The organism is Paenibacillus sp. OK060 (genome assembly GCF_900101205.1).
Taxonomy (GTDB): domain Bacteria; phylum Bacillota; class Bacilli; order Paenibacillales; family Paenibacillaceae; genus Paenibacillus; species Paenibacillus marchantiae.
On the sequence record NZ_FNFR01000002.1, the window covers coordinates 827,235 to 851,726 of the forward strand.

Here is a 24,492-nt window from a genome sequence, read left to right on the forward strand (position 1 = left end):
ATTTTTTGTGTTTTTTCGATCAATTTTTACAAAAATCTGTATTGAGCTTCTATTAACCCATTATAAACTCCTTGTTTCTGGATAAGTTGCTCATGGTTTCCTTCTTCCTTGATTTCACCATGATCTAGCACGATAATGTTATCCGCATTTCGGATCGTGGAGAGACGGTGGGCCACCATAAAGGAAGTTCTTCCTTGCAGCAGCACTTTCAAAGCCTCCTGAATTTTGAGCTCCGTTTCGGTGTCGATACTGGCAGTCGCTTCATCCAAAATCAAGATTCGAGGGTCAGCCAGCAAGGCACGGGCAAAGGATAACAATTGCCGTTGTCCCATAGATAATACATTCCCGCGTTCTTCGACTTCCGTATCGTATCCACCCGGCAGCTTCATAATAAATTCATGGGCATTAACTGCCTTCGCAGCTTCTTCCACTTCTTCATTGGTTGCATCAAGCCGTCCAAAACGAATATTATCGCGAATGGTGCCAGAGAAGATAAACGTGTCCTGCAACACAATACTGATCTGGCTGCGCAGACTTTCAACCGTTACATCCCTTACATCCTGACCATCAATAGTGAGACGTCCGCCTGATATGTCATAGAATCGGCTGATGAGATTGATAATGGTACTTTTACCTGAACCCGTATGACCTACAAGTGCAATCGATTGTCCGGCATCTGCAGCGAAACTGATTCCCTTCAGCGCCTGTCTGCCCTTCTCATATTCAAACACCACATTGTCGAATACAATATCTCCTTTAATAGAAGCAAGCGGCTTGGCTCCAGGTTTATCCGCAATACTTGGCTCCTCATCCATAAACTCAAAAATCCGTTCGGAGGAAGCCATAGCAACGAGCAACTGATTGTACATCTGTCCCAGACGGTTAATCGGGTCCCAGAAGTTGCCGACATAGTTAGCAAAAGCTACGAGCAATCCGATTGTCAGCTGCCCTTCTTGAATCAGATAAGCACCAAACCAGAACAGGATTAACGTACCGAAGCCGCCCGTAATTTCAATCAGAGGACCAAAGCCTTGGTTCATGGCCGATGCTCTATCCCATGATTTTTTGCTCGACAGATTCATGTTGTCAAAATACTTCATGTTTTCTTTTTCCTGCGTATAGGCCTGAGTCACACGAATCCCCTGAATGGATTCATTCAAATGGGAGTTGATGCGTGAGTTCTTCATACGTACATCCTGCCAGGCACGGCGGATCAGCACACGCAGTTTGGTCGAAATAATAAACATGAGCGGAACCGTAATAATGACCGCGAGGCCCAGTTTCCAGTTGATCAGCAGCAAAATGACGATAATCCCCAACAACTGCACACAGTCAATCATGACATTGACCGCACCGTTGGTGAACAGATCCTGCAGGGAGTTGATATCATTGGTGACACGCACCAATACCGAGCCCGCAGGTCTTTTGTCAAAGAAGTTAAAGGACAGCTTCTGGATGTGTTTGAACAAATCCGAGCGAAGATCGTAAATGACCCGTTGCCCGATAATGTTCGTCAATTTGATTCGGTACGTATTAGCCGCCCATTGAATCAGATACAACACAAGTACAGAACCAGCAATAATATAAAGCATCGTCAAGCTTGGCAAACCCGTTGCAGGTGCAATTGCTTTATCAATCGCCAAACTGATCAAAAATGGAACGGACAATTTCGTAATGGTACCCAAAATCATCATTAGAATAATGAGTGGCAAGAGTTGTCTTGCATAAGGTTTCATGTAAGCGAACAAACGTCCGAACTCACGCCAGTTAAACGGTTTTTCAATTATTTCGTCGTCCTGATATACAAAACGTTCATTCATTTTCTTATCAGAGGTCTCTTTGACCTCCCGCCTATCGGCTACCGTTTCGGCACTCATGAATTCACCTGCTCCCCAGCCTCCCGCTTACCGCGGGCAATATAATCTGCGTATTGAATCTCATATACGTCCCGGTAAGGTCCAGGCTCTTCAATGAGACGTTTGTGTGTGCCACGTTGAACGACACGTCCTTCATCCAGTACCAGAATCTCATCTGCGTGACGCAAGGAAGAGATCCGATGCGCAATGATAAACGTCGTTCTTCCACGCATGACTTCCTGGAATCCGGATTGAATTTCATGTTCGGTCTCCATGTCGACTGCACTGGTTGCATCATCCAGAACGAGAATTTTCGGGTTTTTCAGCAGAGCTCTAGCAATTGCAATCCGCTGTTTTTGTCCTCCCGACAAGCCCATTCCCCGCTCCCCGACGACCGTATCGTATCCTTCAGGGAATTCCATGATGAATTCATGTGCTTTGGCCAGTTTGGCTGCACGGATAATTTCATCCATGGTTACATTTTTGAGTCCATATGAAATGTTGTTGCGAATGCTGGAAGAGAACAGGAACGTTTCCTGGAACACAGAAGCAATCTGACTCCGCAGGCTGCGAATTCCAATGTCCTTAATATTTTTTCCGTCCAGCTTGATGGTGCCCGAGTTCACGTTGTATGCACGCATCAGGAGCTGAATAATAGTTGATTTACCCGAGCCTGTTCCTCCCAGGAAGCCAATGACGGAGCCTGGTGGCGCATCAAAGTTAATATCGGTCACTGCCGGCATTTTATTGCCGTAAGCAAAGGTAACGGATTCAAAGGCCACATGCCCTTTGACTTGATCAGCCTCTACAATGACCGGATCTTCTGTCTCTTGTACATCTACCGGCGTATTCAAAAGTTCCAACACCCGTTCACCCGATGCTTTGGATTGCGTATAGTTATTGATATGGAAGCCAAGGTTCCACATTGGACCGATTATGTACCAGATCAAACTGAAAAAGGCAACGAGTTCACCGAGTGTTAACGTTTTCTGAATAACCATGTTTCCGCCAATGAGGAGCAGAAGAACTACGCTGACCGAAGCGAGAATCTCCATGATCGGAAAGTATTGACTCCATAATGTTGCTGCATGAATCTGGTTCGTTTTGTAACGCTCGTTACGGACGGCAAACTTCTCCACTTCGTGAGGCTCACGTGCAAATGACTTTACAGTACGCACACCTGTAATATTCTCCTGTACTGCTGTCGTCAAAGAGCTGAGTGCCAGCCGCATTTCTTGGAATGCAGGGTGAATTCGGGATTCGAATCTCAGCGCAACGAAGGCAAGCAGAGGAATACATATGAGCGTTAGCAAGGTAAGCTTCCAACTCATGGTCATCATCATGATTGCGCCGAATACGACCATCAGAACCATGTTGAGAATTTGAGCGAAGCCAAATCCGATAAAGTTACGGATCGCTTCGAGATCTCCAGTGAGGCGGGACATCAAGTCTCCCGTTTTGGCCGTGTCGTAATACCGGAAGGATAAAAATTGAAGCTTTTCGTAACAAGCGTTACGAAGTCGGTACGCCAAGAAGTTTCCGAGACGCCCTCCAAAAAGACCGTGTAAAAATTGCATTCCCGCTTTCAAAATAACGACACCTAATACCGTTAAAGCAAGTTTGGGAACGTCTTCAAAATTGCGCGGAGTGATGACGTCATCAATCAGTATCCTTAGCATGTTCGGATACACCAGTCCAAGCGCGGTCGCTATGGCGAGGCATAAGATCGATAAAAATAAATACGAGCGCTTCTCCCAGAAAAAGATCTGCAATTGCCTGAGAACATCCATGTCTCTCCTCCTCTTATATCGTTCAAAATCAGTATGAACATTTATGAAGTTTATCACCGTCCCCCCTTCGCGGCAAAGCGAATAAGCGACCATATTCAGGCTACTTTCACCTTAATGCGTCATTAAGGGAGGTAGATACCCTTCTATCAATCAAATGTTTGAATATTCTCTTCCTTTCAGGTTGTTCGTACCAAAAAAGGCTCCCTGTATACCTTTAGAGGCAGGGGCCTTTTTTGGTACAACGACAACATTTCAACATATCGCTGTATATCTCATTTCGCTTTTCAACCGTTTACATACAGACATGGATTTGAATACCTTTTATTCACATTCAATCTGCCCCAGTTGTACAGACAGACTCTCCCATTCTTCGGCAGGAATTCCACTGGTCAGAGTCTCATGGAGGGCACTCACGGCCTCCTCAAGTCTCTCTTCCAATTGACGGGATTGATGCTGCAAAGACTGCCCAAGCTGGTTGTCATAGAATTGGACCAGCTTATTTTCCGCAGCAGGCAGAACATCGATCACCATCTGTTTAATAACTGGGTCAAGTGCCTCCTGCAGCCGCTGTCGTCCATCTCCTTCGAAGAACTGTTTCGGATTACGGAAATAACTCAGATATGTTTTCCAACCCGAAGGTTCTTCCAAACGCACCTCGTCCAGGACAGGTGTACTCCAGCGTTCGTTCAGCGGCAACGACAGATCCATTCCTCCGGATAATCGTTTCAATTCATCTACACATTCGGTCACTTGTTTGTGCAGCCAAGTCTGACCCGCCTGTTCGAGTCGGAGTGTAGTAGCAAGCAGTTCCTGCTCCAGTTCGATGGCAATCATGCGCAGCAGTTCGCGACCGCAGGCTGCAAAGGCTGCTTTCAGATTCCCGCGATCCTCACGAAGAACGGATGGATGGAACGCTTCTGCCATGAACAGACCAAAACGATAACCCAGGCGCTGCCGCACATGGAACAGAAGTTCAGACGTTTCCTGAGCCAGTTCTGCCTTCATGGACCGTTCCGCAAGCAAATGTACCCTCTGAAGCGACTGTTCCTGGATTGAGCCCAGCTCATCCCGACGTCGCTGTAGAACCTCTTCCCCCTGAGTCGCATCCTCGGCACGTGTCTTCAGACGTTTTATCACCCGTGCGATCTCTTCAGAAGCTCCACCAACTGCAAGGTCCGCAAGCTCACTTCCTGCAAATCGGTTAAATTCTTTCTCGAACTGAATGAAGCCGGATTGCTCCAGCAATGTCGCATCGTTGCCCGTCTTGCCTTCCATTGCCAGCATGCTGGATACAGGAAATAGGCGTGGTGCCCGAATGCCATTACTGCGCAGCTGAGTACTCACATGGTCAAGAACCTGCTCCAACTCCTCTTCAGAGGAAGACAAATCACTTGCATTAACTACAAAGAACATCTGATCCATCGCCGAGCTGTCTTTGACGCGTCCCAATTGATTCAGGAACTGTCGGTCTCCTTGAGAGAAGGCATGATTGTAGTACGTTACGAAAATGAGTGCATCCGCATTCTTCATATAATTGAATGTGACGCCCGTATGACGGGCATTCACGGAGTCAGCCCCTGGCGTATCTACAAGGACAATGCCTTGTTCTGTCACATCACAACTGTAGTACAGGTCAATACTGTCGACAAAGCAAGACTTCTTCTCATTAGCGACAAAGTTACGATATCCGTTCAGATCCACCAGCACATCCTGGCCGAGTTGAGCTGCGGTATCCTCCCAGCCTGCTGCAGCTGCCTGCAAAAAGCTGTAATGCGGGCGCCCCGCCGGATGCACATCCTGTGGTGAAAGGGCTTTGACGCGTTTTTGCCAGTCTGCCCCAGGCTCGCCCAGTCCAAGCAAACGGAAGGAATACGCAAGATCCTCCTGGAAGGCGTCCGGGGACTTCATCCGGACCCGGGCAGTTCCATGCTCCGCGCCACCGGACGGAGCCATGATCCGGTTAATTGCCGCTGTCGTTGGATGCGGCGAGACCGGTAACACGGCTTCGCCCAGCAACGCGTTGGCGAAGGAGGACTTACCGGCGCTGAACGCTCCGAACAGCGCCAGCGTAAACGTGCCGCCCGCAAGCGAAGCCGCGCGTGCACGCAGATCCCGTACCGCCGACCCCATGGCGGGGTACGGCTCTACCAGCGCAGCGGCGGCTTCCAGCCGTGCCGCCGCTGCGTCCAGGCGCCGGCGGCGCTGTGTGCCAGCCGCCGGCTGCCCGTGCACCGCCGCTTTGCGCGGCGGCGGTGCCCCTGGAGTCTGTGGCTGCGCAGCCACAGACTCTGCCGTGCCCGTGTGCGGGCCGGGTGCTTCACCCGGCTCGTGCGCGGGCACGGGCGGGCCCTGCACCTCCGGCAATAGCCCGGAGGTGAGGGGGCCCGCAGGCGGCAGCAGGCTGCGCAGCCCTGCTGCCTCGGCGTCGGCGGCGCGCTGTAGCGCCGTGTAGCGCGTCGCCGACGCGGATTGCGCCAGCAGCGCTGTGCGGCTGGCGTCCAGCGCCTGGAGCGCGGCTTCGCCTTGCGCGCCCAGCGCTTCAAGCAAGCGGTCGGCCAGCATCATGGCCGACCTGCGGTAACGGGCCTCAATCTCGCCCCGTATATCTTTGCTGAATTGAAGCACATACTCGGGAGATACTTCTGCGCTGGCGCTCCGTTTCATCTCCAGCAGTGCTTCATCTACTGTAGGCAGCTCCGCGTTCAGCGCCTGCTCCCACTCAGCACCCCACAGCTGATGGGCTTCGCCCAACTGTCTAAGCATGGTACGGATATGCACTTCTACTTGTCCCGAGACCTGATCATGCAGAAGTCTCACAAGCTCAGCGGCACGACGCAGTTTCTCCTGCTCGGTTTTACCACCAGAGAACAATAAGCCTACCCGGAAACCGGGTTTACGGCTCTCCAAATAAGCTGCCGCAGAGGTACGAATATCGGCAGGGGTTAGGTTCGCATTTGCCAGAAGGGGTTCCAACTCCGCCCGAAACTTCTCCCGTTCCCGTGATGGTTTGGAACGAAGTTCTGCTTCCTTTTGATCCAGGAGACCCAACTCCCGTTCCAGGTGTTCAATACCTTCCTTGCCCCCTACTTCCTCCAGGAGCGCTGTCTCTTCCTCTTCGCGTTCTTCCGCACGTCTAGTCAGGTGCTGCTCAGTCACATGGCTCGCAGAGCTTGCAAGGCTATGCTTGATTAACCCTTCCTTCTCATTCATCATATGTTCAATCAGTTGAGGAAGCTGCTTCCACTGGCTGTAACGATGCTCCTTGTCCCGAAGCGAAGTAAACAGCAGACCATCATACCGGACTTCCCAGGCTGCAAAAATAGCTTCTACACCTTCAACATATTGGTCAAACGAAAGCTCCCGTTCCCGATGTTTATCAATCTGGTTTACGATTAGAAACAACGGTTTGCCCCAATCGGATAAACTTTTGGCAAAAGAAAGGTTGCTTTCCGATTGCACATGGTTATAATCCATCACATAGAACACCACATCGGCAAGATGAAGTGCTGAATGTGTTGCTAGGCTGTGCCCCTGATCGGTCGAATCCACGCCTGGTGTATCAAGTAATACCGCATCATCTTTCAGTAGGGAAATGTCGTCCCATACTTCAATGGAGGTGTATGCCCCACCATTCTTGCAATACTCTTCCAATTGTTCTGGCGAAACCTCAAGTACTCCCGCTGAATTGTCAGCGCTTACGTTCGATGACGTATAAATAAGTGCTCTCGGCTCACCGTTACGGATGGATACAACATTCGCACTTGTAGGTACAGGACTCGAAGGCAAAACCCGCTTGCCACATAAACTATTAATTAGACTCGATTTACCTGCCGAGAAGTGTCCACAAAACGCAATCGTTAACTGTTTCATTTCCGCCTTACTGATCAAATCCGTTAAAGCCTGTACAGCTGTATGGTCCCCTGTCTGCTCCATCGCTTCTCGCAGTGGAAGCAGAGGTTTGGCCATCTCTACTGGGTAATCTGTTCTGGACATGACTGGCCTTCCCCCTGGCTCCTCTAATTTGACATCTGGTCCGATGTCTTTATCTTATAATTCATTTATTTTACCATTATCAAGTTTGAAATTGAACGGTTTGAATGCAAGATGACTGACAAAGAAATTTTCACATCGCAATTCTCCACATAAAAAAATAAAACCGATCCTGTCGGTTTTATCTGTGAAACGATTGTATTCCATAAGAAGCATGCTGCGTCCATGCCCAATGGGATCACCTTCAAAAGGATAACCCAGTGACATAGAAGCAGCATATCTTATTATTCCAAATCTCTTAAGAAACAACGTTCTCCATCGAAGGCAGCAAAATTTCAAATACTTGTCCATGCTGCAGAATCGTAATGTCACGACCTTTGTCTCTCATGACAACCACTTCTGGTTTCGTGGACATACGCTCCAAATAATGTTCAGGCACATCGCCAGAATGGCTTACAGTGATGCCTTCTACTTCTTTTTCTTCGTTTTCAGCCATTTCCTGTTCAACGATTTGTTCGAAAATATCGGAGAAGGCCTCAAAATTGTCAGTGTACACGGAAATGCATTTCATGATTACTCATCCTCTTCTACTCATTAATTTATTTTTCGTTTTGGGGTTGTGGCACGTTCCTTATCTTTCCTGATTTGGGACGTTTTCATACGCTTTTTACCTTCTCTGCATATGTCCAGCAATGGACAGACATGACATTGAGGGTTTTGTGCCTTGCAATGGTAGCGTCCAAAAAATATGAACCGATGATGAGTTAAAGTCCACTCATCCCGGGGTACGCGCTTCATCAGTTTTTTCTCGACTTCAAGTACGGAGTCATCCCAACCTGCTAGTGCCAGCCTTTTGGATACACGTTCAACATGCGTATCCACCGCAATTGCCGGGACTCCAAATGCATTGGATACAACGACATTTGCAGTTTTCCGCCCGACACCAGGGAGCGTCACAAGCTGATCATGTTCCTGCGGTACATCACCGCCATACTGCTCTATTAAAATTCGGCACATGTTCTGAATATGCTTGGCCTTGTTTCGGTACAAACCGATACGCCGGATATCCTGTTCCAGTTCTTCGAGAGGAACAGACAGATAATCGGCAGGACTGGTGTACTTTTTGAACAAGTCTGCGGTTACCTTGTTTACCGTTTCGTCGGTGCACTGGGCAGACAATAGGACGGCTACAGTCAATTCAAACGCATTGCTGTGATTTAATTCGCAATGTGCATCAGGAAACATCGCTTCCATTGTTTCAAGTATATGCCTAACAGTGGCTGCATTCATGAAGAGCTACCTCCCACAAAATGACTCCACGAGGTGGAGCCTTACTTCGAAGCTTCTTTCGAGTACTTTGCGGGGACCCCAAAAATCTTGCAAAAAAAACGTCCTGATACGGGAAAGATCCCGCATCAAGACGGTCATTCTTTTGATCCTCGAAAAGAAACGATTACTGTTTTTGGATCTCCAGTACAACGTTGTTCAGGAGATACAATACAATATTATCATTATCTTTGAGAGATTGCACGCTTAAAGTGTTGTCACCCTGGTGAACAAATGCGCCTGTACCCAGTGCAAAACGATAATTCGTGTCAGATGTGGACTCACGTTTAACCAAAATTTGGTTACCGACTCCATCATAAGACCAGAACTGTTTGCTCATGACCGTCAACACTCTGAAACGGGTGGAATTATCCGTATCCTTTGTCATCTCAACACGGTCACCTACAGTGAGACTGCCAAGAGTGGTTAACGTAGATCCTGATTTGACCACTTTTACAGAACCACTAACAGGAACCGTCTCACTTTGACCATTGAATAGTTTCAGTGTAACTGACGAAGCATCAACAGATGTAACCTCCGCAAGCGTACGTTTAACGACTTGAACCGCTTTAGGCGTAGTTCCCTCAAATGTAACGTTAATCAGGTTGCCCGCTGTCAATTGTGACGCCGTAATGGTCTGACCACTTTCTCCTGTCAAAACCGCTTGATCGACATAGAACTGACTTGTCAGCGAGTCCGATTTCACGCGAACACGTCCATTGGTTTCTACAGAGACTACTTCAAATTGAGCCACGGTGTTCAAAGCCACTTTCTGCACATAGTCCTGATTCGAACCAAGCGTAACTGTGACACTATCACCGATCTTCAGATCACTCAGACTTGCTCCAGATTTGTTGTAGATCTCAATTGTTGGAACCGTAGAGTACGGCACCGTGATCGTTTGGTTTCCAGACAACAAACTGATTTTTCTGCCCGAAGTATCAATACTGCTGATTGTGCCTTCGTATTTGTAGATCACTTTAACGGATAGCGCACGAGTTCCCACATACGTCAGATCCAATTTGCGACCATCATTTAACAAAGACTCCAATCCAGCAAGTGTAGGCTTCGTTGTGTTGTAGTCCAGCTTCGTTTTGGCATCCAGCGTGAATACAAACGGTTTTTTATTGCTGTCGAGAACCGTCAATACTTTTGTTTTACTGTTGTAGGATACAACGGAAACCCCGTTCATTGGCTCCATCTGACGTCCGATTACTTGAATGCGCGTCACACGATCTTCAGAGTTTAGCGTAAGCTCAACCTGATCTCCATTGGTTGCGTCCGTAATCAGATCATTCAGCGTTGCATCCTGGATTCCGTTGATGACTACTTCAGGCTTTTCTACCAGCAGCTTCGCTTCCAGCGATCCACCTTCACGTTTAAACGTCAGTGTGGACTGGTTACCACCGATCTCCACCAGTGTACCGCGTAAAGACTGCTCTACACCTTGCGACAATTCGATCGTTTGCAAGATGCTGTCTTTCACCGTATACTTCACTGCACTTCCCGCTTTGAGCTCAGCCAAGGAAAGGATTCGGTCCTGATATCGAATGATCAGATTATCGTTATACGTGTATTGCTCTGTAGTTCCGGCTGCATTGGTAAGCTTAATCGTTTTGGCAGAAGTCGTTACTTCAGCAACGACACCACTATCACTTTTATTGACAATACCGGACTTCACACGAATAACAACTGTCTTTTTGTCAGCCGAGAACGTCTCACGTTGTACTTCAATGGTGCTATCTGCTGTAATATCAGACAGTTTGATTGCATTTCCATTTTGATCCATAAATGCTGTTGACTCATCATAGCCGTATGTTTCATAATTCTCGCCTACAAACAAGCCAATTTTATTACCTGATAATGAACGAGCAAACGTACCTTCAACGCTTTCTACCTGCGGCGTAGCATCGACCACTTCGACATAGGAAGCCGTACCGGTGGTAGTACCTACAATCTGAACTTTGGTATACAGCTTCACATCCGCAGACGATGCACGGGATTCACTGTCTTTTGTAAAGTAAGGCGTACTACTGTTCACTGCGAAGTTAACAGCTTTTCCGTCCACAACCAGCGTAATCTGCCCATCTTTTAATCCTGTTACATAACCTGTGGATGTGTTCGCATACTTCGTATCCGTTAACGTTTCGCCGCGGCTAAAGAATGTAGCAAGTTGGGCACGAGTTACAGAGCCCGTTGGGTTAAACTTGTTGCCTTCTACACCTTTGGCCAGATCCAAACTTACAGCCAGATTGATGTACCCTTTGCCACTTTCGGTAATGCTATCATTATCTGCAAATCCGGTAGATTGATTGTTTTGTGCCTTCGCTTCAGCATCTTTGTTCAACGAACGGATCAGCAATTTTGTAATCCATTCACGTGATGCCTGCTTCTGCCCCCAGGATGTTTTGGATACATCCACAGTAGATTCTTCGGTTTTATCAATCAGTCCCAGTTGAAGCGCCAAAGCGACATATGGCTTGAAATAGTTTCCCACTTCCATATTTGTCGGTAATGCCGTAGCCGTGCTGTCGTTCAACTGGTTCTCCTTGTTCATAAAACGGATCGCCATCGTCACAGCTTCCTGCTGTGTTACCGCGTCTCCTGGACGGAACAGGCCGTTGTTACCGAGAAGAATGCCTTGATAGGCCAGCTTGTACACATGTTTCTCAGCCCAATATCCGACCTTGATATCACTGAACAAACCGGTTGGTGCAGCTGTATTGCTTACAGTTGCAGTCTGGCCTTGCCCCGTATCTGTTGATTCTGCTGCCATGGCAGCTCCGCCAGCGCTAAGGGCCATCATGCCTGCAAGCACGGCTGAAACTACTTTTTTAGAGTGTGATGGATTGTTATATTTAAAAGTCACCTGTGATTCCCCTCTCTCATGTAAAACGGCCGATATTCCGCAGATTCACGGTAAAACAACATGCTGTACAACCTATTCGGATCGTGTCATTGGATGCTCAAGATCCACATGGCCCATCAAACTCTCGGATTGCTGGCCATCTACCAGCAAATCAAGTGATTTGACTTCATCAAACTGGAAGAATGTTTGCTTCAAAGCATCAATGGCAAACACTTCGCCACCTGCACCAAGACGTGCTGTATCCGGCATGTGAATATCCAGGGTAAGCGCGCCGTCTTTGAACTGAACAGATTTCAATTCAATTTCTTTCGCCCAAAGCGGAACGAGTTTGTCGTCCTTGCTTTGTTGCAGCGCCGCAAATGCAGCCTTGTACTTGGCTTCATCCGAAGCGTAAGAAATATCTGCCGATGCTTTGTGCAATTCCAACTCTTCCAGATCTGTGTAGTACACTTCAATGGTCTTCTTCTCTTTACTTTCGGAAGTTCCAGGTTTCTCTGAAGTAGTTCCACCCGATGGAGTCGTTGTACCCTCCGTAGTGCCTTCAGTGGTATCCGGTGTCGTTGTCGTTGTATCCTCCGGATCCACAGTTACAGGTTCAGTAATATCCGTCTCATTCTGATCCTCAGACGCATTATTCTCTGTTCCCGCACCTTGAGTCTGATTTGGAGCTGGAGCAGCTGTTGGCTTGCTTCCACATCCAGCAGCAACTGTCATAACCGTTACCAGCAGCGCTGCAATCCATAATTTTTTGTTCATTCTAACTCCGCCTCCTGATCATAAGGGTTGAACCCTTATTTAATTCCCAGATACTCCTTGATCCCTGCAACAATCCCTTTGGCTACACTGTTCTGGAAACTTTCAGTGAACAATGCGGCTTCATCACTCTTGTTGCTCAGGAAACCGGCTTCCAGCAAAACAGCCGGCATCGTTGTTTCACGGGTTACGTGGAGACTTGCCGTTTTTACTCCGCGGTCCTTCAGGCCAGATGATTGCAAGAGATACTTGTGCATCACCGTAGCCAATGCCTTGCTATTCGAACGGGTGTAATACGTCTCCACACCGTTTGCCGCTGCAGACCCGCTGTTCGCATGAATGGAAATAAAGATATCCGCCTTCAATTTTTCTGCGATCTTTACTCGTTCACTCAAAGCCAAAAATGTATCATCGCTGCGCGTCAGCACAACGTCAATGTTAGATTCTTTTTTCAGCAATGCTTCCACTTTCAGAGCCATTGCCAGATTGAAGTCTTTTTCCTTCTTGCCGGTTACACCGATGGCTCCCGGGTCCTGATTACCATGTCCAGCGTCTACAACAACAACTTTTTTACCGTTGTTTCCAACAGGAGGTTGCGGTGTTGAAGTGCCTTCTTTGTTCAGATCAATCATAACCAGACCGGAGTCACTTTGCACGTCATAACCTTTGGCATTGCTCAGATCAATGACAAAACGAAGAGTAGAAGGACTATTGCTGTACAAGGAATAACGAATCTTCGACACATCCGGATATCCACTCACCACAAGCTGTCCATTCTGGTTGCTGTCCAAAGCTTGTCCTTCACTAAAAGAGTCAGCGAATGCGGTATTTGGCAAGTCTATAACGATTCGATCCGGTCCTGTCATCGTGAAGACGTTCGGCTTCGTATTTCCGCTTGTTGCAATCAAAAAGCGGTTGTCACTGAAGCTGATGCCGTTCACCAGTACAAGACCATCCTGATCCGATCCTCCACCATCATTACCAGAGTTCGGAGGAGTGGTTGTCCCGTTTCCGGAACCTGAATTCTGGGTAACTAATGTTACCGTCTTCGTTGTATTGTTCCAACCCACCTTAAGACCCATTTGCTCACCAATGAACCTTAAAGGCACAAGTGTGGTTCCATTTTTCACGAGTGGCGGGGCATCCAGGTTCACGTTACTGCCGTTCACCGTTGCCGTCTTCTGTCCAACAATCATCTGCATGGCAGTGTTGTCTTTGCTAATAGTCACGGTGCTTGTTGCCTGTTTCCAGTCCACACCATATCCCAGGCTCTCCGAAATAACCCGAATCGGAACCATCACGCTGCTATTGATGATTTCCGCTTTGGCATCCGTAGGCTGCACAATTTCTTTCCCATCTAGGATAATGTGCGTATCTGCTGCTGCATGACTATAGCCCGGGAAAACGAGCCCAAAGACAAATAACAGTACCAAAAAACCGAACTTCTTCATCCTTCACCCCTACCATTCTCATATTTTTTTGCCGCATGTTGTGAACCTTCAGCTCCGACTGACCACTGAGGCATTACCAGACACCTATTAGACGCCTCGTACTCTCAAAAGTTGCGAATATATTCCAACATAACAGAAAAAAAACGTTGTCAAATCAAGCTTTTTCTACATTTTATTGTCTGAATTTTTCCTTAATTATCAATTATGCATCTCGAAACAACGGACTACCCTGACCTTCATATTTGCGCACAACCCACATTAAAGACCCAAATATTCTACAATTCCGTCTACGATGGCCTGTGCACATTTGTTCTGATAATCTTCAGTCAGCATCATTGCTTCATCAGCTGGATTACTCAGAAATCCAAGTTCAATCAGAACTGCGGGCATCGTCGTTTCACGGGTTACATGCAGACTTGCCGTTTTGACTCCCCGATCCTTAAATCCTGTAATCTGCAACACATGCTTATGCAAAACATCGGCCAAATCCTTACTATCTTTACGACTGTACAATGTTTCAATTCCATTAGGAACAGGAGTTGTAATCTTGTTTCCATGGATTGACACAAAAATATCCGCCTGATTCAGCTGGGCAATATCTACACGCTGCTGCAGGGATAATTCTGTATCATCCTGCCTTGTAATCACCGTCTGAATCTCCGTATGTTGTTGCAGAAGTGCCTGAACTTTGAGTCCCACAGCCAAATTAAAGTCCTTCTCATAGGCACCTGTCACACTGACGGCCCCTGACTGTCGTCCACCATGTCCTGGATCAATAATGACAACCTTTTTGCCATCATTGGTTGGCACAGCAGGCTGACTTGTTGGTTCTCCATTACTCGCCGCAAGGTCAACAAGCAACACGTTTTTCTCGCCCAGTGACCATTTGGCAGTCGCCACTTGACTCAGATCAAGGACCACACGCACCGTTGAAGGCGTTTGGCTGAACATTGCATATCGCACCTTGGAAACCAGCGATGAATCCGTAACCAGAAGAGTTCCGCTGCCATCCGGATTGGAAGCCTGTCCCTGGATGAACTCCTTAGCAAATGTGGTGCCGGGCAGATCTACGATGATACGATCAGGTCCGCTGAGACTGGAAACCTTCGGTGTGATTTTCCCGTTCGTCGCCAAGATTAAACGATCCCCGCCGAAGCTGATACTTTGAAGCTCAGACAGACCTTCTGGTTCAGGAGCCTCCACTGGGTCATTTTCACCTTCGGTACCTGCTACAGGAGGAATACTTGATAGGCTTACTGTCTTGGTTCCATTGTCCCATCCCACCTGAAGACCCATGCCTTCACCGACAAAACGTAGCGGAACCAGTGTAGTCCCCTGTTTAATTAGAGGCGGAGAATCGAGACTCACCCGATTTCCATTCACGGTGGCCGCATCTTCGCCTGCCGTCATCTGGATACTGCTGTTACCTTTGAGAATACGAACAGTCTGAGTGGCTTTCTCCCATTTCACCTGATAACCGAGGTTTTCAGAGACGATCCGAATGGGCACCATCACGGTTTTGCCAGTATTCTCGGCTGGAGCTCCCGACTGCTGGTTAATGGTCACACCGTCCAGCACAATCGAGGGAGACGAATCGGCATTTGCCATGACAGGAAATAAACAGAGGAACAGAAAAACAAAGACTGCTGCCGACCATTTCTTCATACATCAACCACCATTCTGTTTGTCTTTTGAACCTTCGACCTGATTCGCAGTGATGCAACACTCGACTCTATCTACCCTTCCATAATCTACTAATCAGTTTATCAGATATTGTCACTTCATCCGGTTACAACGTTGTCATATTTAGTCGGAATATCCTATAACTCGAAAACATAATTGCATCATTGCCAAATGCAAAAAAACCTCCAATTCGGTCCAAGGAACGGTGAAGTTCCCTGCACGATTGGAGGTTTGAAATACAAATTACAGATGAAAGATTAGACTGAGGCCGTTTGTCCAAACAGCTTTGCCGCGTGGCGTTGTTCATAAGCCCCTATTTCGTCATCATGTTGAAGCGTGAGACCAATATCGTCCAATCCTTGCAACAGGAATTGGCGACGATGCTCATCCAGATCAAAATCAATATGCAGTCCGTATGCATCTGTAATCGTTTTGTTTTCCAGATTCACATTCATCTCATAGCCTTCATGTGTAGCTGTACGCTGGAACAGATCTTCAACCTGCTCTTCGGAAAGTTTGATCGGCAAGATCCCGTTTTTGAAACAGTTATTATAGAAGATATCCGCATACGATGGTGCAATTACACAACGGAAACCGTAGTCCATAATGGCCCATGGTGCGTGCTCACGAGAAGATCCACAACCAAAGTTGGCGCGTGAGATCAGAATGGATGCCCCTTCGTAGCGAGGTTTATTCATTTCAAAAGAAGGATTGTTGTTACCCTCTTCGTCAAAACGCCATTCGTAGAACAAAAATTGTCCAAATCCGGTACGTTCGATCCGTTTCAAAAATTGTTTTGGAATGATTGCATCTGTATCTACATTGACCCGGTCTACCGGTGCAACGATGCCTTGCAGTGTTTTGAATTCTTCCATATCATTCGTTCTCCCTTCAATCCGTTCGTTGTTAGATAGCTGCTTCCGTTTTGAAATTCCAGTCACGTACGTCAACGAAGTGTCCCTTAACCGCTGCTGCAGCCGCCATTGCAGGAGATACGAGGTGAGTACGTCCTCCACGTCCCTGACGCCCTTCAAAGTTACGGTTGGATGTCGAAGCACAACGTTGTCCGGGTTTCAATACGTCCGGGTTCATTGCCAGACACATACTGCATCCTGCATCACGCCATTCAAATCCAGCCTCAGTGAACACTTTATCCAGACCTTCTTTTTCCGCCTGAATTTTAACACGTCCCGAGCCTGGTACAACGATCGCTGTAACATTACTGGATACGGTGTGACCTTTGGCTACCTGTGCAGCAGCACGCAAATCTTCAATCCGTCCATTCGTGCATGAACCGATAAATACATAATCAATTGGAATTTCGGAGATTGGTGTTCCAGGTTCCAAGCCCATATATTCAAGCGCTTTTTCAGCTGCTTTACGTTCGTTTTCAGTTGGCAGTTCAGCCGGGACAGGAACTTTCGAAGAAATGTCGGTTCCCATACCTGGGCTAGTACCCCAAGTCACTTGCGGAATCAATGATTCCACATCGATTTCAACCACATGGTCGAATTCAGCACCTTCGTCGGTTACAAGCTCTTTCCAGGCAGCAACCGCTTCATCGAATTGGCCATCGGCAGGTACGTATTCACGTCCACGCAGATATTCAAAAGTTGTTTCATCCGGAGCAATCATGCCCGCTCTTGCTCCACCTTCGATGGACATGTTGCAGACGGTCATACGCTCTTCCATGCTCAGTTCACGGATCGATTCACCTGTATATTCAATAACATATCCAGTAGCAAAGTCTGTACCGTATTTGGCGATGACTGCGAGAATCATATCCTTCGCCGTTACACCCGCGTTACGTTTGCCGACAAAACGAACTTCCATCGTTTTGGCTTTGGCTTGCTGCAAACATTGGGTTGCCATAACATGTTCTACTTCACTCGTTCCGATCCCGAATGCGAGTGCGCCAAATGCGCCGTGTGTGGACGTGTGGCTGTCGCCACATACAATCGTTTTACCTGGATGAGTCAGGCCGAGCTCAGGACCCATAACGTGTACAACACCTTGATCGATGGTATCCAGGTCATACAGTTTTACGCCGAAGTCACGGCAGTTTTGTGAAAGTGTGTCGATTTGTTGTTTGGAGATTGGATCCGTAATGTTAAAACGATCTTTCGTTGGAACGTTGTGATCCATTGTTGCGAACGTCAACTCAGGGCGACGAACTTTACGGCCGCTCAGACGCAGACCTTCAAACGCCTGTGGGGATGTCACTTCATGCACCAGATGCAGATCGATATACAAAATGCTTGGTTTGCCTTCTTCTTGGTGAATCACGTGGTTTTCCCAAATTTTCTCAAACATCGTTTTTTTACTCATCATTTTCACCTCATCATAAGTTCGGTCCTTGGAAGAGCCTCAGTAGTTTCTTTAAAAGTGAAGCTCTTGAATGACATAAATATATCACCCTGTCCTTCATTGTTCCAAGATATAATATCTATAGATGTAATAGGTTTAACCTATAATGAGGGAAAAGCAAATAAACCACTGCTCTATGCAGAGGTTTCAATTGATAACAATTATCATTATCATATAAGTCTTATACTACGTTCCAGCTTCTTCGCTGTCAATGCTTTTTATATTAAATAGAAAAAAAGCAGCCCTGATGCCAGGGCTGCGATGACTAATTCTCACCAGCTCTAGACGGTCCCGTCCACACACAGTACAAACGACGTATGAATAACCGAATGAAATAAATGAGACAACGGATCAGCAGATTGAGGTCTTGAAAAAAAGTACGATCGCTACCTCCCGTATTCCCCACATCTATCCATTCATTGCATTCCTGCCTCTGCTGGAAGTGAATTACTTCTTGTCCCCACTGCTTTAATAACGAAATTGTAGGCTTTGGCAGAATCTATGCCGTTTAAAGTATAGCTGTAACTTGTCTGACCGCTGACCGCCGGCACATACAAGCTCCAATTCGTGCTGACTTTATCATTCTTCTCGTAAATCCGGTAACCTCGCACCGGCTCAGAGCTAGTTGCTGGCGCTTTCCACGAAAGAACTGCACGGTTCGCTGACTGTCTTACTGCGCTTGGATTTTCGACTATGCCTGGTTTGCCGTCCGTCCGTTTAATACTGTAAGCATCATAGACGGCAAGAGGTTTATCTTTAACTGCTGTGTAGGATGTAACTTTCAGCACGTCGCTTGTAATGGAAACATCCAGGAACATTTTCTTATTGGGCTGATCGTTTTTTGCTGCAAAAAACGTGTCTGCGTCTGGATTAAGAGCATAGAATTTCGAAGCGGCCGAGTTCCCCATTAGATACACGGTCCCTTTGGGATTCAGCACATTTCCATGCTCATCGGTAATGACATTCTTAATCGGAACGTTGTTCAGCATTTGAAAAGATCTCATATACATATGGTCATGTCCCTCAAACACCATATCCACACCCAGCTCATCAAATACAGGAATCAGATATTTCCGGTAAAATTCTACACGTTCGCTTTCTGCCGAAGCATTATCTCCTGAAGAATAAGCTCCCTTATGCATAGAGACGAATTTCCACTTCTTGTCGGTCCTTGCCACCTGATTCCGCATCCATTCCAATTGCTTCGTGAACTGAATATCCGCTTTGTACGGCTTGACCTCCCCTTCGTACTGGGAATTGATTTGCATAAACAGGGCATCGCCGTATTCGAAAGCATATACCGACCCGTCATGAGCACCAGTCCCCACATCTTTTGGAAGATTAAAATGGTTATAAAAATTATTATTCGGATAATCCTCGATCTCATGGTTGCCGATTATCGGCGCAAATGGTACATTGGCAAATTCTTTTTTCGGCACACCCAAGAACCACTGCCACAGCTGCTCCAGATCACCGTCATCCGTTAGATCCCCTGTAAGAAGAACAAACTTTGGATCTACCGTTTTCTCAATAGCTCTCTTAAAAGTATCCTGCCACAGATCGAAATTGGATTTACTTGAGCCTTGGGTGTCGGTTACATAGAGGAAATGGAAATCCTGATTATCCGCCTTGTCTGTGGTAAAAGAACCCGTCTCGCTCCAGCCGTCCACATCACCGTTACCGGCGCGATACATATACTTGGTTCCAGGCTTAAGACCGGTTGCAATAACCTTGTGGCTGGCGAACTTCTTATACTTCTTGGAACTTCTGTCTCCTAACGTCATTAAGGTTTCAATAATTGTTGAACTACCCTCATAAGAAGTTGCCAGCTGTTCTGGGAATTCGCTTCCTCCGGCTTTGGAGGCCTCCACTACTTGCACTACTGTACTTCTTACGGTTTCGGCCGTATACCAGTCAAAAGCGATACTTGTCTTGGGGTCCCCATTAAAAGTCATATTCAGCAGCGTTGGTGTTTTGTTGCCGGTATCCGGAGACTTCGTCTTAAAGCTCCAAGTAATATCGTTGTCCGGTGTCCGGCCGTCCCCAGTCCCCTTAACAAGTTCTTTAGGGATGGTCACCTTGTAAGTTTTGCCGGCAGTAAAATTAGGATGGCTGACTTTAACCGTGTCTTGACCGAGGGGCGAGGCAGAGATGTTGGTAAGAGGGACATTATTTTCTGTGATTACAACTTGATGACCACTAACGAGACTAATGGCTTTATTAAACTTCACTGTAATCTCTGCGTTAAGGGAAACATCTGAAGCCCCTGAAGCGGGAGTTTTATTTACCTCAAGTGTGGGAGTGTTCCCTGGTTCGCCGCTGATGCGTGTTCCTTTAATTACCACATCTTTGATTCTGCTTGAACCTGAGCTGGACACCGTTCCCCCGCTTACGCTTTTCGCAGAGTTTACCACCCAGCGGATATAGAGTACATCTTGATTGTTTGTTTCCGCAGGCAATGCGAGGTTCGTTAATTTGCAGGAATTATTGGAACAATTAAAATTGTTCTGGGCAAGAACCATTTTGCCGCCCGAAACATCTGTCCATTGTTGCTGATTCGTACTGTATTGCACCTTAAAATCCCTAGGTCCTGTACTTGAAGATGTTTGCTGTGAAGAGAGGTCGATACCTTCGAAATCTTTGGTCGAAACCGTGGCAAGCCAGTACTTAATGCCCGTTCCTTCATGCCAGCCCTGGTTGCGTACGCTGTTCTCACCTGACTCATAGGTGTATGCATCCGTATTTGTTCCTACATCACGAATGGATGAAGCTGTTTGATATATCCCGCCGGTAGCCGGAAATACTCCGTTCTCACCTTTGTCTTTAAAAATCCACTGGGCAATCGTTTCCTCAACTGCAGTTGCTTCACTTGCAAGATCTTCCTCATTTCCTTCCCTTCCTGCTGAGACAAAACCGGTCAGTTCCATGACAAGCAGCAAACCTATAACCAATAGACTAATTACCTTGGAGAATCTGTTCTTGAGATAAGATTGGTTGTTGTCCATTCGCCTCATCTCCCTCCTATTATTGGAGTTTCCAGTTGGTAACTTGAAGTACTGCCGAATCTGCGCCCTTCAGGTCTGTTTCTCCCATGTTCAGCAAATTGCTCCACTGCTTCACACGATTCTTTCCGTTAGGCGGAGAGTTGTAGTCATTCGTATCCACAATCTTGGTCCGTTCTTTATAGAATGTGGTCATGAAAGTCTTCTCATCCGTGCTGCTTCCTGATTTACCCAAAAGCCCTTGAAGGGTCTCAGAACCGCCGGTCGCTCCATGGTTCAGCGCTGCGTCCACGAAGGAACCAATCGTTAATGCCGAGTTAAAGCCGCGTTTGCGGGCCTGATCCACACTGTACTTAATATAAACATTGTAGAACGTTTTCCACATAGCCTCTCTCCACTCGGGATCATTTTGCAAATTGCCGATTTTTTTGCAGAAACTCTTTTCGCTTTCATTGATTTCGAGGATCTTCCCTTTCATCGAACCCTTGACACCGATCCGGGCCAATGCTCCCTTAACCGAAGGATTACTCGCGCCTTTGGCAGCGTCATATTCCTTGAACAGATCCGGACCGTCGGGACCGGTATCATTTGAGCCGCCTGTAGTCGCACCGAATATTCCAATCGTATATCCGCGGTTATCATCAATATCTTCACAATATCCGTAAAACTTGTTCCAGTTCAGATCGTCCTGCTCCGGTTTGTTGACAAGCATCATAATATTGTTCCACTGCTCACCATCCAGACCTGTGTTGGTACGTAAGAATTGAAGTGTTGCAGGGGAGAAATTAGAATTAGGGTTCCCTGCCGCATAACTTTTCTGTTGAGACGTATTGGACAGAGAGCCATAAGAAAAAATCATTGAAAAACTGAGCAGGAGCATCAATGAAAATTTCATCTTCTTGAAAACCTTACTGTTCGTTGAATTAAGCACCGCAATCTCTCCCTTAATTGAATAGTATAAGCGCTTTAACTTTTAGAAATAGGAACCCTATCCCCAAACCTATCCGCCCCCCTCCTTTTTTAACGATTAATAAATTCCACTCAAGCTTATCTCAGAAAAATTAACTATACAGCACGTATTTTCTTGTAATTATTAAATTTTCATACATATATTGCTATGAACCTTAGATCAAGTCTACAATCCTCTTAGGAGGTGCTGAATGAAGCCGGTATTTTATGAGTCTGCTCTTTTTGATGTCAGCCGCAAGAAACAGGTATACACCAGCATGCCTTCAAGACACTATCATGATGCTTATGAGATTCTGTATTTAATATCCGGGGATTTTTATTATTATATAGGCGATAGAACCTACCAGGTTGCGGGCGGAACACTGCTATTTATGGATATTCACGAAAGGCACAAACTGGTTAATTCCGGCTGCAATATGTATGAACGAGTTACACTGCTTTTTAAGAAAGAATTCCTGCAGCAATTCTGCACCCGCGGTCAATGTGAGGATCTGCTCGAATTGTTCAAAAGTGATTACCGTGCTTTGAAGATGACCGGAAAGGATCAGCATTTCATCGAACAGCTTTTTCAGAAGATGATCCAGGAAGGGAAAAAGCAAGCCCGCGGGTATGAACAATATCAACAAATATTATTGGTAGAGTTGCTCCTCTATCTTAACCGTAAACTATTTGACAGCCTTGTCGCTCCATTGGTGGAATCCAATCGTACACACAAGAAAGTCCTAGACATCGTTAATTATGTAAATCAACATTATATGGAACCGCTTAAGCTCTGTGAGATTTCACGGCAATTCGACATAAGCTCTTCCTACCTTTGCCGAACTTTTAAAGAATCCACCGGGTTCAGCTTCATTGAATATATCAATAACATCCGTATTAAAGAAGCTCGTGATTTGCTGGTGGGCTCTTCTTTTAATGTTACTGAAATTGCGGGAATGGTTGGGTTTGATAACACTTCCCATTTTGGAAGAACCTTCAAATTAGTGATGGGCATCTCGCCACTCTGCTTCCGCAAACAATTTAAATCTTAATAGCAAAATCACTGAAATACCAATCATTAAAGAAAATAAAATGCCCAATTCTTCAAAATCGGCAATGGATTCTGTAAGGCAATACGTTAGCGGATCCATCCATTACAATCACTCACTTTCCTCATCCCAATTCAAGTCGAAATTTCGTTTCCCAACCCAAGAACCCCTTATAAAAAAGGGGTTCTTGGGTTTATTTATGTAAAGCCCACTAGACTTATCTAATGGGCTTTCTCTGTGGAATCGCAAATAATAGTGATTTATAGAATTTGACCGCCCACCATCGTCCAGAGAACCTGAAATTCATCATCCAATAGGACCAGGTCGGCATCGAAACCAGAGGAAATTTCCCCCTTTTGTTGAAATCCAAGAATATTGGCCGGCGTATTTGAAGCCATCTGTACGGCATCTATCAAGGGAATTCCGGTTTCGACAGTATAACGTAAGGCTTCATTCATGGTAACTGTACTGGAGGCCAGTGTTCCATCCTCTAGTCTTGCAATGCCACCCGAAACCGTGACATGATGGCCTCCAAATAGATAATTCCCATCGCCCATACCCATTGCTTGTAAAGCATCTGTGATCAAGACCATTCCTTCCGGTCCTTTCAGGTTATGAATCAGTCGAATAATAGCAGGATGCAGATGGACATTATCCACAATAGCTTGAAGACTTACATGTTTCTCTTCAAAAGCAGCCACGATTAGACCCGGATCTCGATGATGGATCGGCCGCATGCCATTAAAACAATGCGTCACATGACTCGCACCTGATGCAAAGGCTTGTTTGGCTTCCTCATATGTGGCATCCGAATGAGCGATCGCTATAACTACTCCCTGTTCTTTCAAAAAGGAAATCAAGTCCATTCCTCCCGGCAGCTCGGGAGCAATAGTAACCATCTTAATGAGTGACCCTGCTTCCTGGAAAATGATCTTCATTTCTTCTATGTTGGGATGCCGCAAATACTTTTCATTCTGCATTCCTTTTCGCTTCGGGTTCAGATACGGTCCCTCTAAGTGAATCCCTGCGATCTTTGCTCCCACTTCTTGTCCTATTACACGCTTGACACTACGAATCATTTCCAGAAGATCCTCCATCGTAGAACTAACAGATGTAGCCAGAAATGAGGTACACCCCGTTAAAGCACATTGGCGTGAAACTTCTTGAATACTCTCTTCAGTACCGTCCATCATATCAAAGCCATTGGCACCGTGGATATGAACATCTATCATCCCAGGTACTAGCAAATGTCCTCTCCCATCAATCCGTTCATACTCCCCTTCTAGCGTAGGAAGATCACCTGTGTCTACCCTCATGATTTTCCCTTCAGAAATCCACACATTGGCTGATGGAACGATACGGTTGCGAAGTGCCATTTGTACATTATGCAAAATATAATCCATAAAAA

General features: G+C 46.5%; 15 protein-coding genes. 1 reads left to right on the forward strand and 14 read right to left on the reverse strand.

Annotated elements, in window-relative coordinates:
* Positions 1 to 26: 26 nt before the first annotated feature.
* From BLS14_RS09960 to BLS14_RS10025, 13 genes are all read right to left on the reverse strand, one after another.
* Positions 27 to 1,877, reverse strand: a complete 1,851-nt coding sequence (locus BLS14_RS09960; RefSeq protein ID WP_063563178.1) for an ABC transporter ATP-binding protein — start codon at positions 1,875 to 1,877, stop codon at positions 27 to 29.
* Positions 1,874 to 3,646, reverse strand: coding sequence for an ABC transporter ATP-binding protein (locus tag BLS14_RS09965; protein ID WP_063563179.1), 1,773 nt, complete (start codon positions 3,644 to 3,646; stop codon positions 1,874 to 1,876). Before BLS14_RS09965 ends, BLS14_RS09960 begins: the two co-directional genes overlap by 4 nt.
* Positions 3,647 to 3,967: 321 nt before the next feature.
* The gene (locus tag BLS14_RS09970) at positions 3,968 to 7,639 is read right to left on the reverse strand and encodes a dynamin family protein (RefSeq protein WP_090951390.1); all 3,672 of its coding nucleotides are present in this window, start codon (positions 7,637 to 7,639) and stop codon (positions 3,968 to 3,970) included.
* Positions 7,640 to 7,934: 295 nt separating this feature from the next.
* Entirely contained in the window at positions 7,935 to 8,207 is a 273-nt protein-coding gene (locus BLS14_RS09980) for an NAD/NADP transhydrogenase alpha subunit (protein ID WP_090951395.1), read from the reverse strand.
* Between the two features lie 23 nt (positions 8,208 to 8,230).
* A complete protein-coding gene (gene nth, locus BLS14_RS09985) occupies positions 8,231 to 8,926 on the reverse strand; it encodes an endonuclease III (RefSeq protein WP_063566827.1) in 696 nt (231 codons plus the stop codon).
* A gap of 163 nt (positions 8,927 to 9,089) precedes the next feature.
* Positions 9,090 to 11,831, reverse strand: a complete 2,742-nt coding sequence (locus BLS14_RS09990; protein WP_090951398.1) for an S-layer homology domain-containing protein — start codon at positions 11,829 to 11,831, stop codon at positions 9,090 to 9,092.
* Between the two features lie 72 nt (positions 11,832 to 11,903).
* Entirely contained in the window at positions 11,904 to 12,587 is a 684-nt protein-coding gene (locus BLS14_RS09995; protein WP_090951401.1) for a GerMN domain-containing protein, read from the reverse strand.
* Positions 12,588 to 12,622: 35 nt separating this feature from the next.
* Entirely contained in the window at positions 12,623 to 14,035 is a 1,413-nt protein-coding gene (locus BLS14_RS10000) for an N-acetylmuramoyl-L-alanine amidase family protein (protein WP_090951403.1), read from the reverse strand.
* Positions 14,036 to 14,293: 258 nt separating this feature from the next.
* The gene (locus BLS14_RS10005; RefSeq protein WP_090951405.1) at positions 14,294 to 15,700 is read right to left on the reverse strand and encodes an N-acetylmuramoyl-L-alanine amidase family protein; all 1,407 of its coding nucleotides are present in this window, start codon (positions 15,698 to 15,700) and stop codon (positions 14,294 to 14,296) included.
* Between the two features lie 275 nt (positions 15,701 to 15,975).
* Positions 15,976 to 16,593 carry a 3-isopropylmalate dehydratase small subunit gene (gene leuD / locus BLS14_RS10010; protein WP_063566822.1) on the reverse strand — a complete coding sequence of 206 codons (618 nt, stop codon included), beginning with the start codon at positions 16,591 to 16,593 and terminating at the stop codon, positions 15,976 to 15,978.
* Between the two features lie 31 nt (positions 16,594 to 16,624).
* Entirely contained in the window at positions 16,625 to 18,046 is a 1,422-nt protein-coding gene (gene leuC, locus BLS14_RS10015; protein WP_090951409.1) for a 3-isopropylmalate dehydratase large subunit, read from the reverse strand.
* A gap of 455 nt (positions 18,047 to 18,501) precedes the next feature.
* Positions 18,502 to 21,090, reverse strand: coding sequence for a metallophosphoesterase (locus tag BLS14_RS10020; protein WP_090951412.1), 2,589 nt, complete (start codon positions 21,088 to 21,090; stop codon positions 18,502 to 18,504).
* A 19-nt stretch (positions 21,091 to 21,109) separates the two neighbouring features.
* A complete protein-coding gene (locus tag BLS14_RS10025; RefSeq protein WP_256336331.1) occupies positions 21,110 to 21,946 on the reverse strand; it encodes a chitosanase in 837 nt (278 codons plus the stop codon).
* A 301-nt stretch (positions 21,947 to 22,247) separates the two neighbouring features.
* Between BLS14_RS10025 and BLS14_RS10030 the strand changes: the two genes are divergently transcribed.
* Positions 22,248 to 23,087: an AraC family transcriptional regulator gene (locus tag BLS14_RS10030; protein WP_090807356.1), complete on the forward strand. Its 840-nt coding sequence runs from the start codon at positions 22,248 to 22,250 to the stop codon at positions 23,085 to 23,087.
* A gap of 257 nt (positions 23,088 to 23,344) precedes the next feature.
* On the opposite strand, the gene nagA is transcribed toward BLS14_RS10030, so the two are convergent.
* Positions 23,345 to 24,487 (reverse strand): N-acetylglucosamine-6-phosphate deacetylase, encoded by a 1,143-nt coding sequence (gene nagA / locus BLS14_RS10035; protein ID WP_063566818.1) that lies wholly within the window; start codon positions 24,485 to 24,487, stop codon positions 23,345 to 23,347.
* Positions 24,488 to 24,492 lie beyond the last annotated feature (5 nt).

Bases quoted from the DNA above. Each gene is read 5' to 3' on its own strand.
- BLS14_RS09960 (WP_063563178.1), bottom strand. From the start codon at position 1,877: ATGAGTGCCGAAACGGTAGCCGATAGGCGGGAGGTCAAAGAGACCTCT.
- BLS14_RS09965 (WP_063563179.1), bottom strand. From the start codon at position 3,646: ATGGATGTTCTCAGGCAATTGCAGATCTTTTTCTGGGAGAAGCGCTCG.
- BLS14_RS09970 (WP_090951390.1), bottom strand. From the start codon at position 7,639: ATGTCCAGAACAGATTACCCAGTAGAGATGGCCAAACCTCTGCTTCCA.
- BLS14_RS09980 (WP_090951395.1), bottom strand. From the start codon at position 8,207: ATGAAATGCATTTCCGTGTACACTGACAATTTTGAGGCCTTCTCCGAT.
- nth (WP_063566827.1), bottom strand. From the start codon at position 8,926: ATGAATGCAGCCACTGTTAGGCATATACTTGAAACAATGGAAGCGATG.
- BLS14_RS09995 (WP_090951401.1), bottom strand. From the start codon at position 12,587: ATGAACAAAAAATTATGGATTGCAGCGCTGCTGGTAACGGTTATGACA.
- BLS14_RS10000 (WP_090951403.1), bottom strand. From the start codon at position 14,035: ATGAAGAAGTTCGGTTTTTTGGTACTGTTATTTGTCTTTGGGCTCGTT.
- BLS14_RS10005 (WP_090951405.1), bottom strand. From the start codon at position 15,700: ATGAAGAAATGGTCGGCAGCAGTCTTTGTTTTTCTGTTCCTCTGTTTA.
- leuD (WP_063566822.1), bottom strand. From the start codon at position 16,593: ATGGAAGAATTCAAAACACTGCAAGGCATCGTTGCACCGGTAGACCGG.
- leuC (WP_090951409.1), bottom strand. From the start codon at position 18,046: ATGAGTAAAAAAACGATGTTTGAGAAAATTTGGGAAAACCACGTGATT.
- BLS14_RS10020 (WP_090951412.1), bottom strand. From the start codon at position 21,090: ATGGACAACAACCAATCTTATCTCAAGAACAGATTCTCCAAGGTAATT.
- BLS14_RS10025 (WP_256336331.1), bottom strand. From the start codon at position 21,946: ATGATTTTTTCTTATGGCTCTCTGTCCAATACGTCTCAACAGAAAAGT.
- BLS14_RS10030 (WP_090807356.1), top strand. From the start codon at position 22,248: ATGAAGCCGGTATTTTATGAGTCTGCTCTTTTTGATGTCAGCCGCAAG.
- nagA (WP_063566818.1), bottom strand. From the start codon at position 24,487: ATGGATTATATTTTGCATAATGTACAAATGGCACTTCGCAACCGTATC.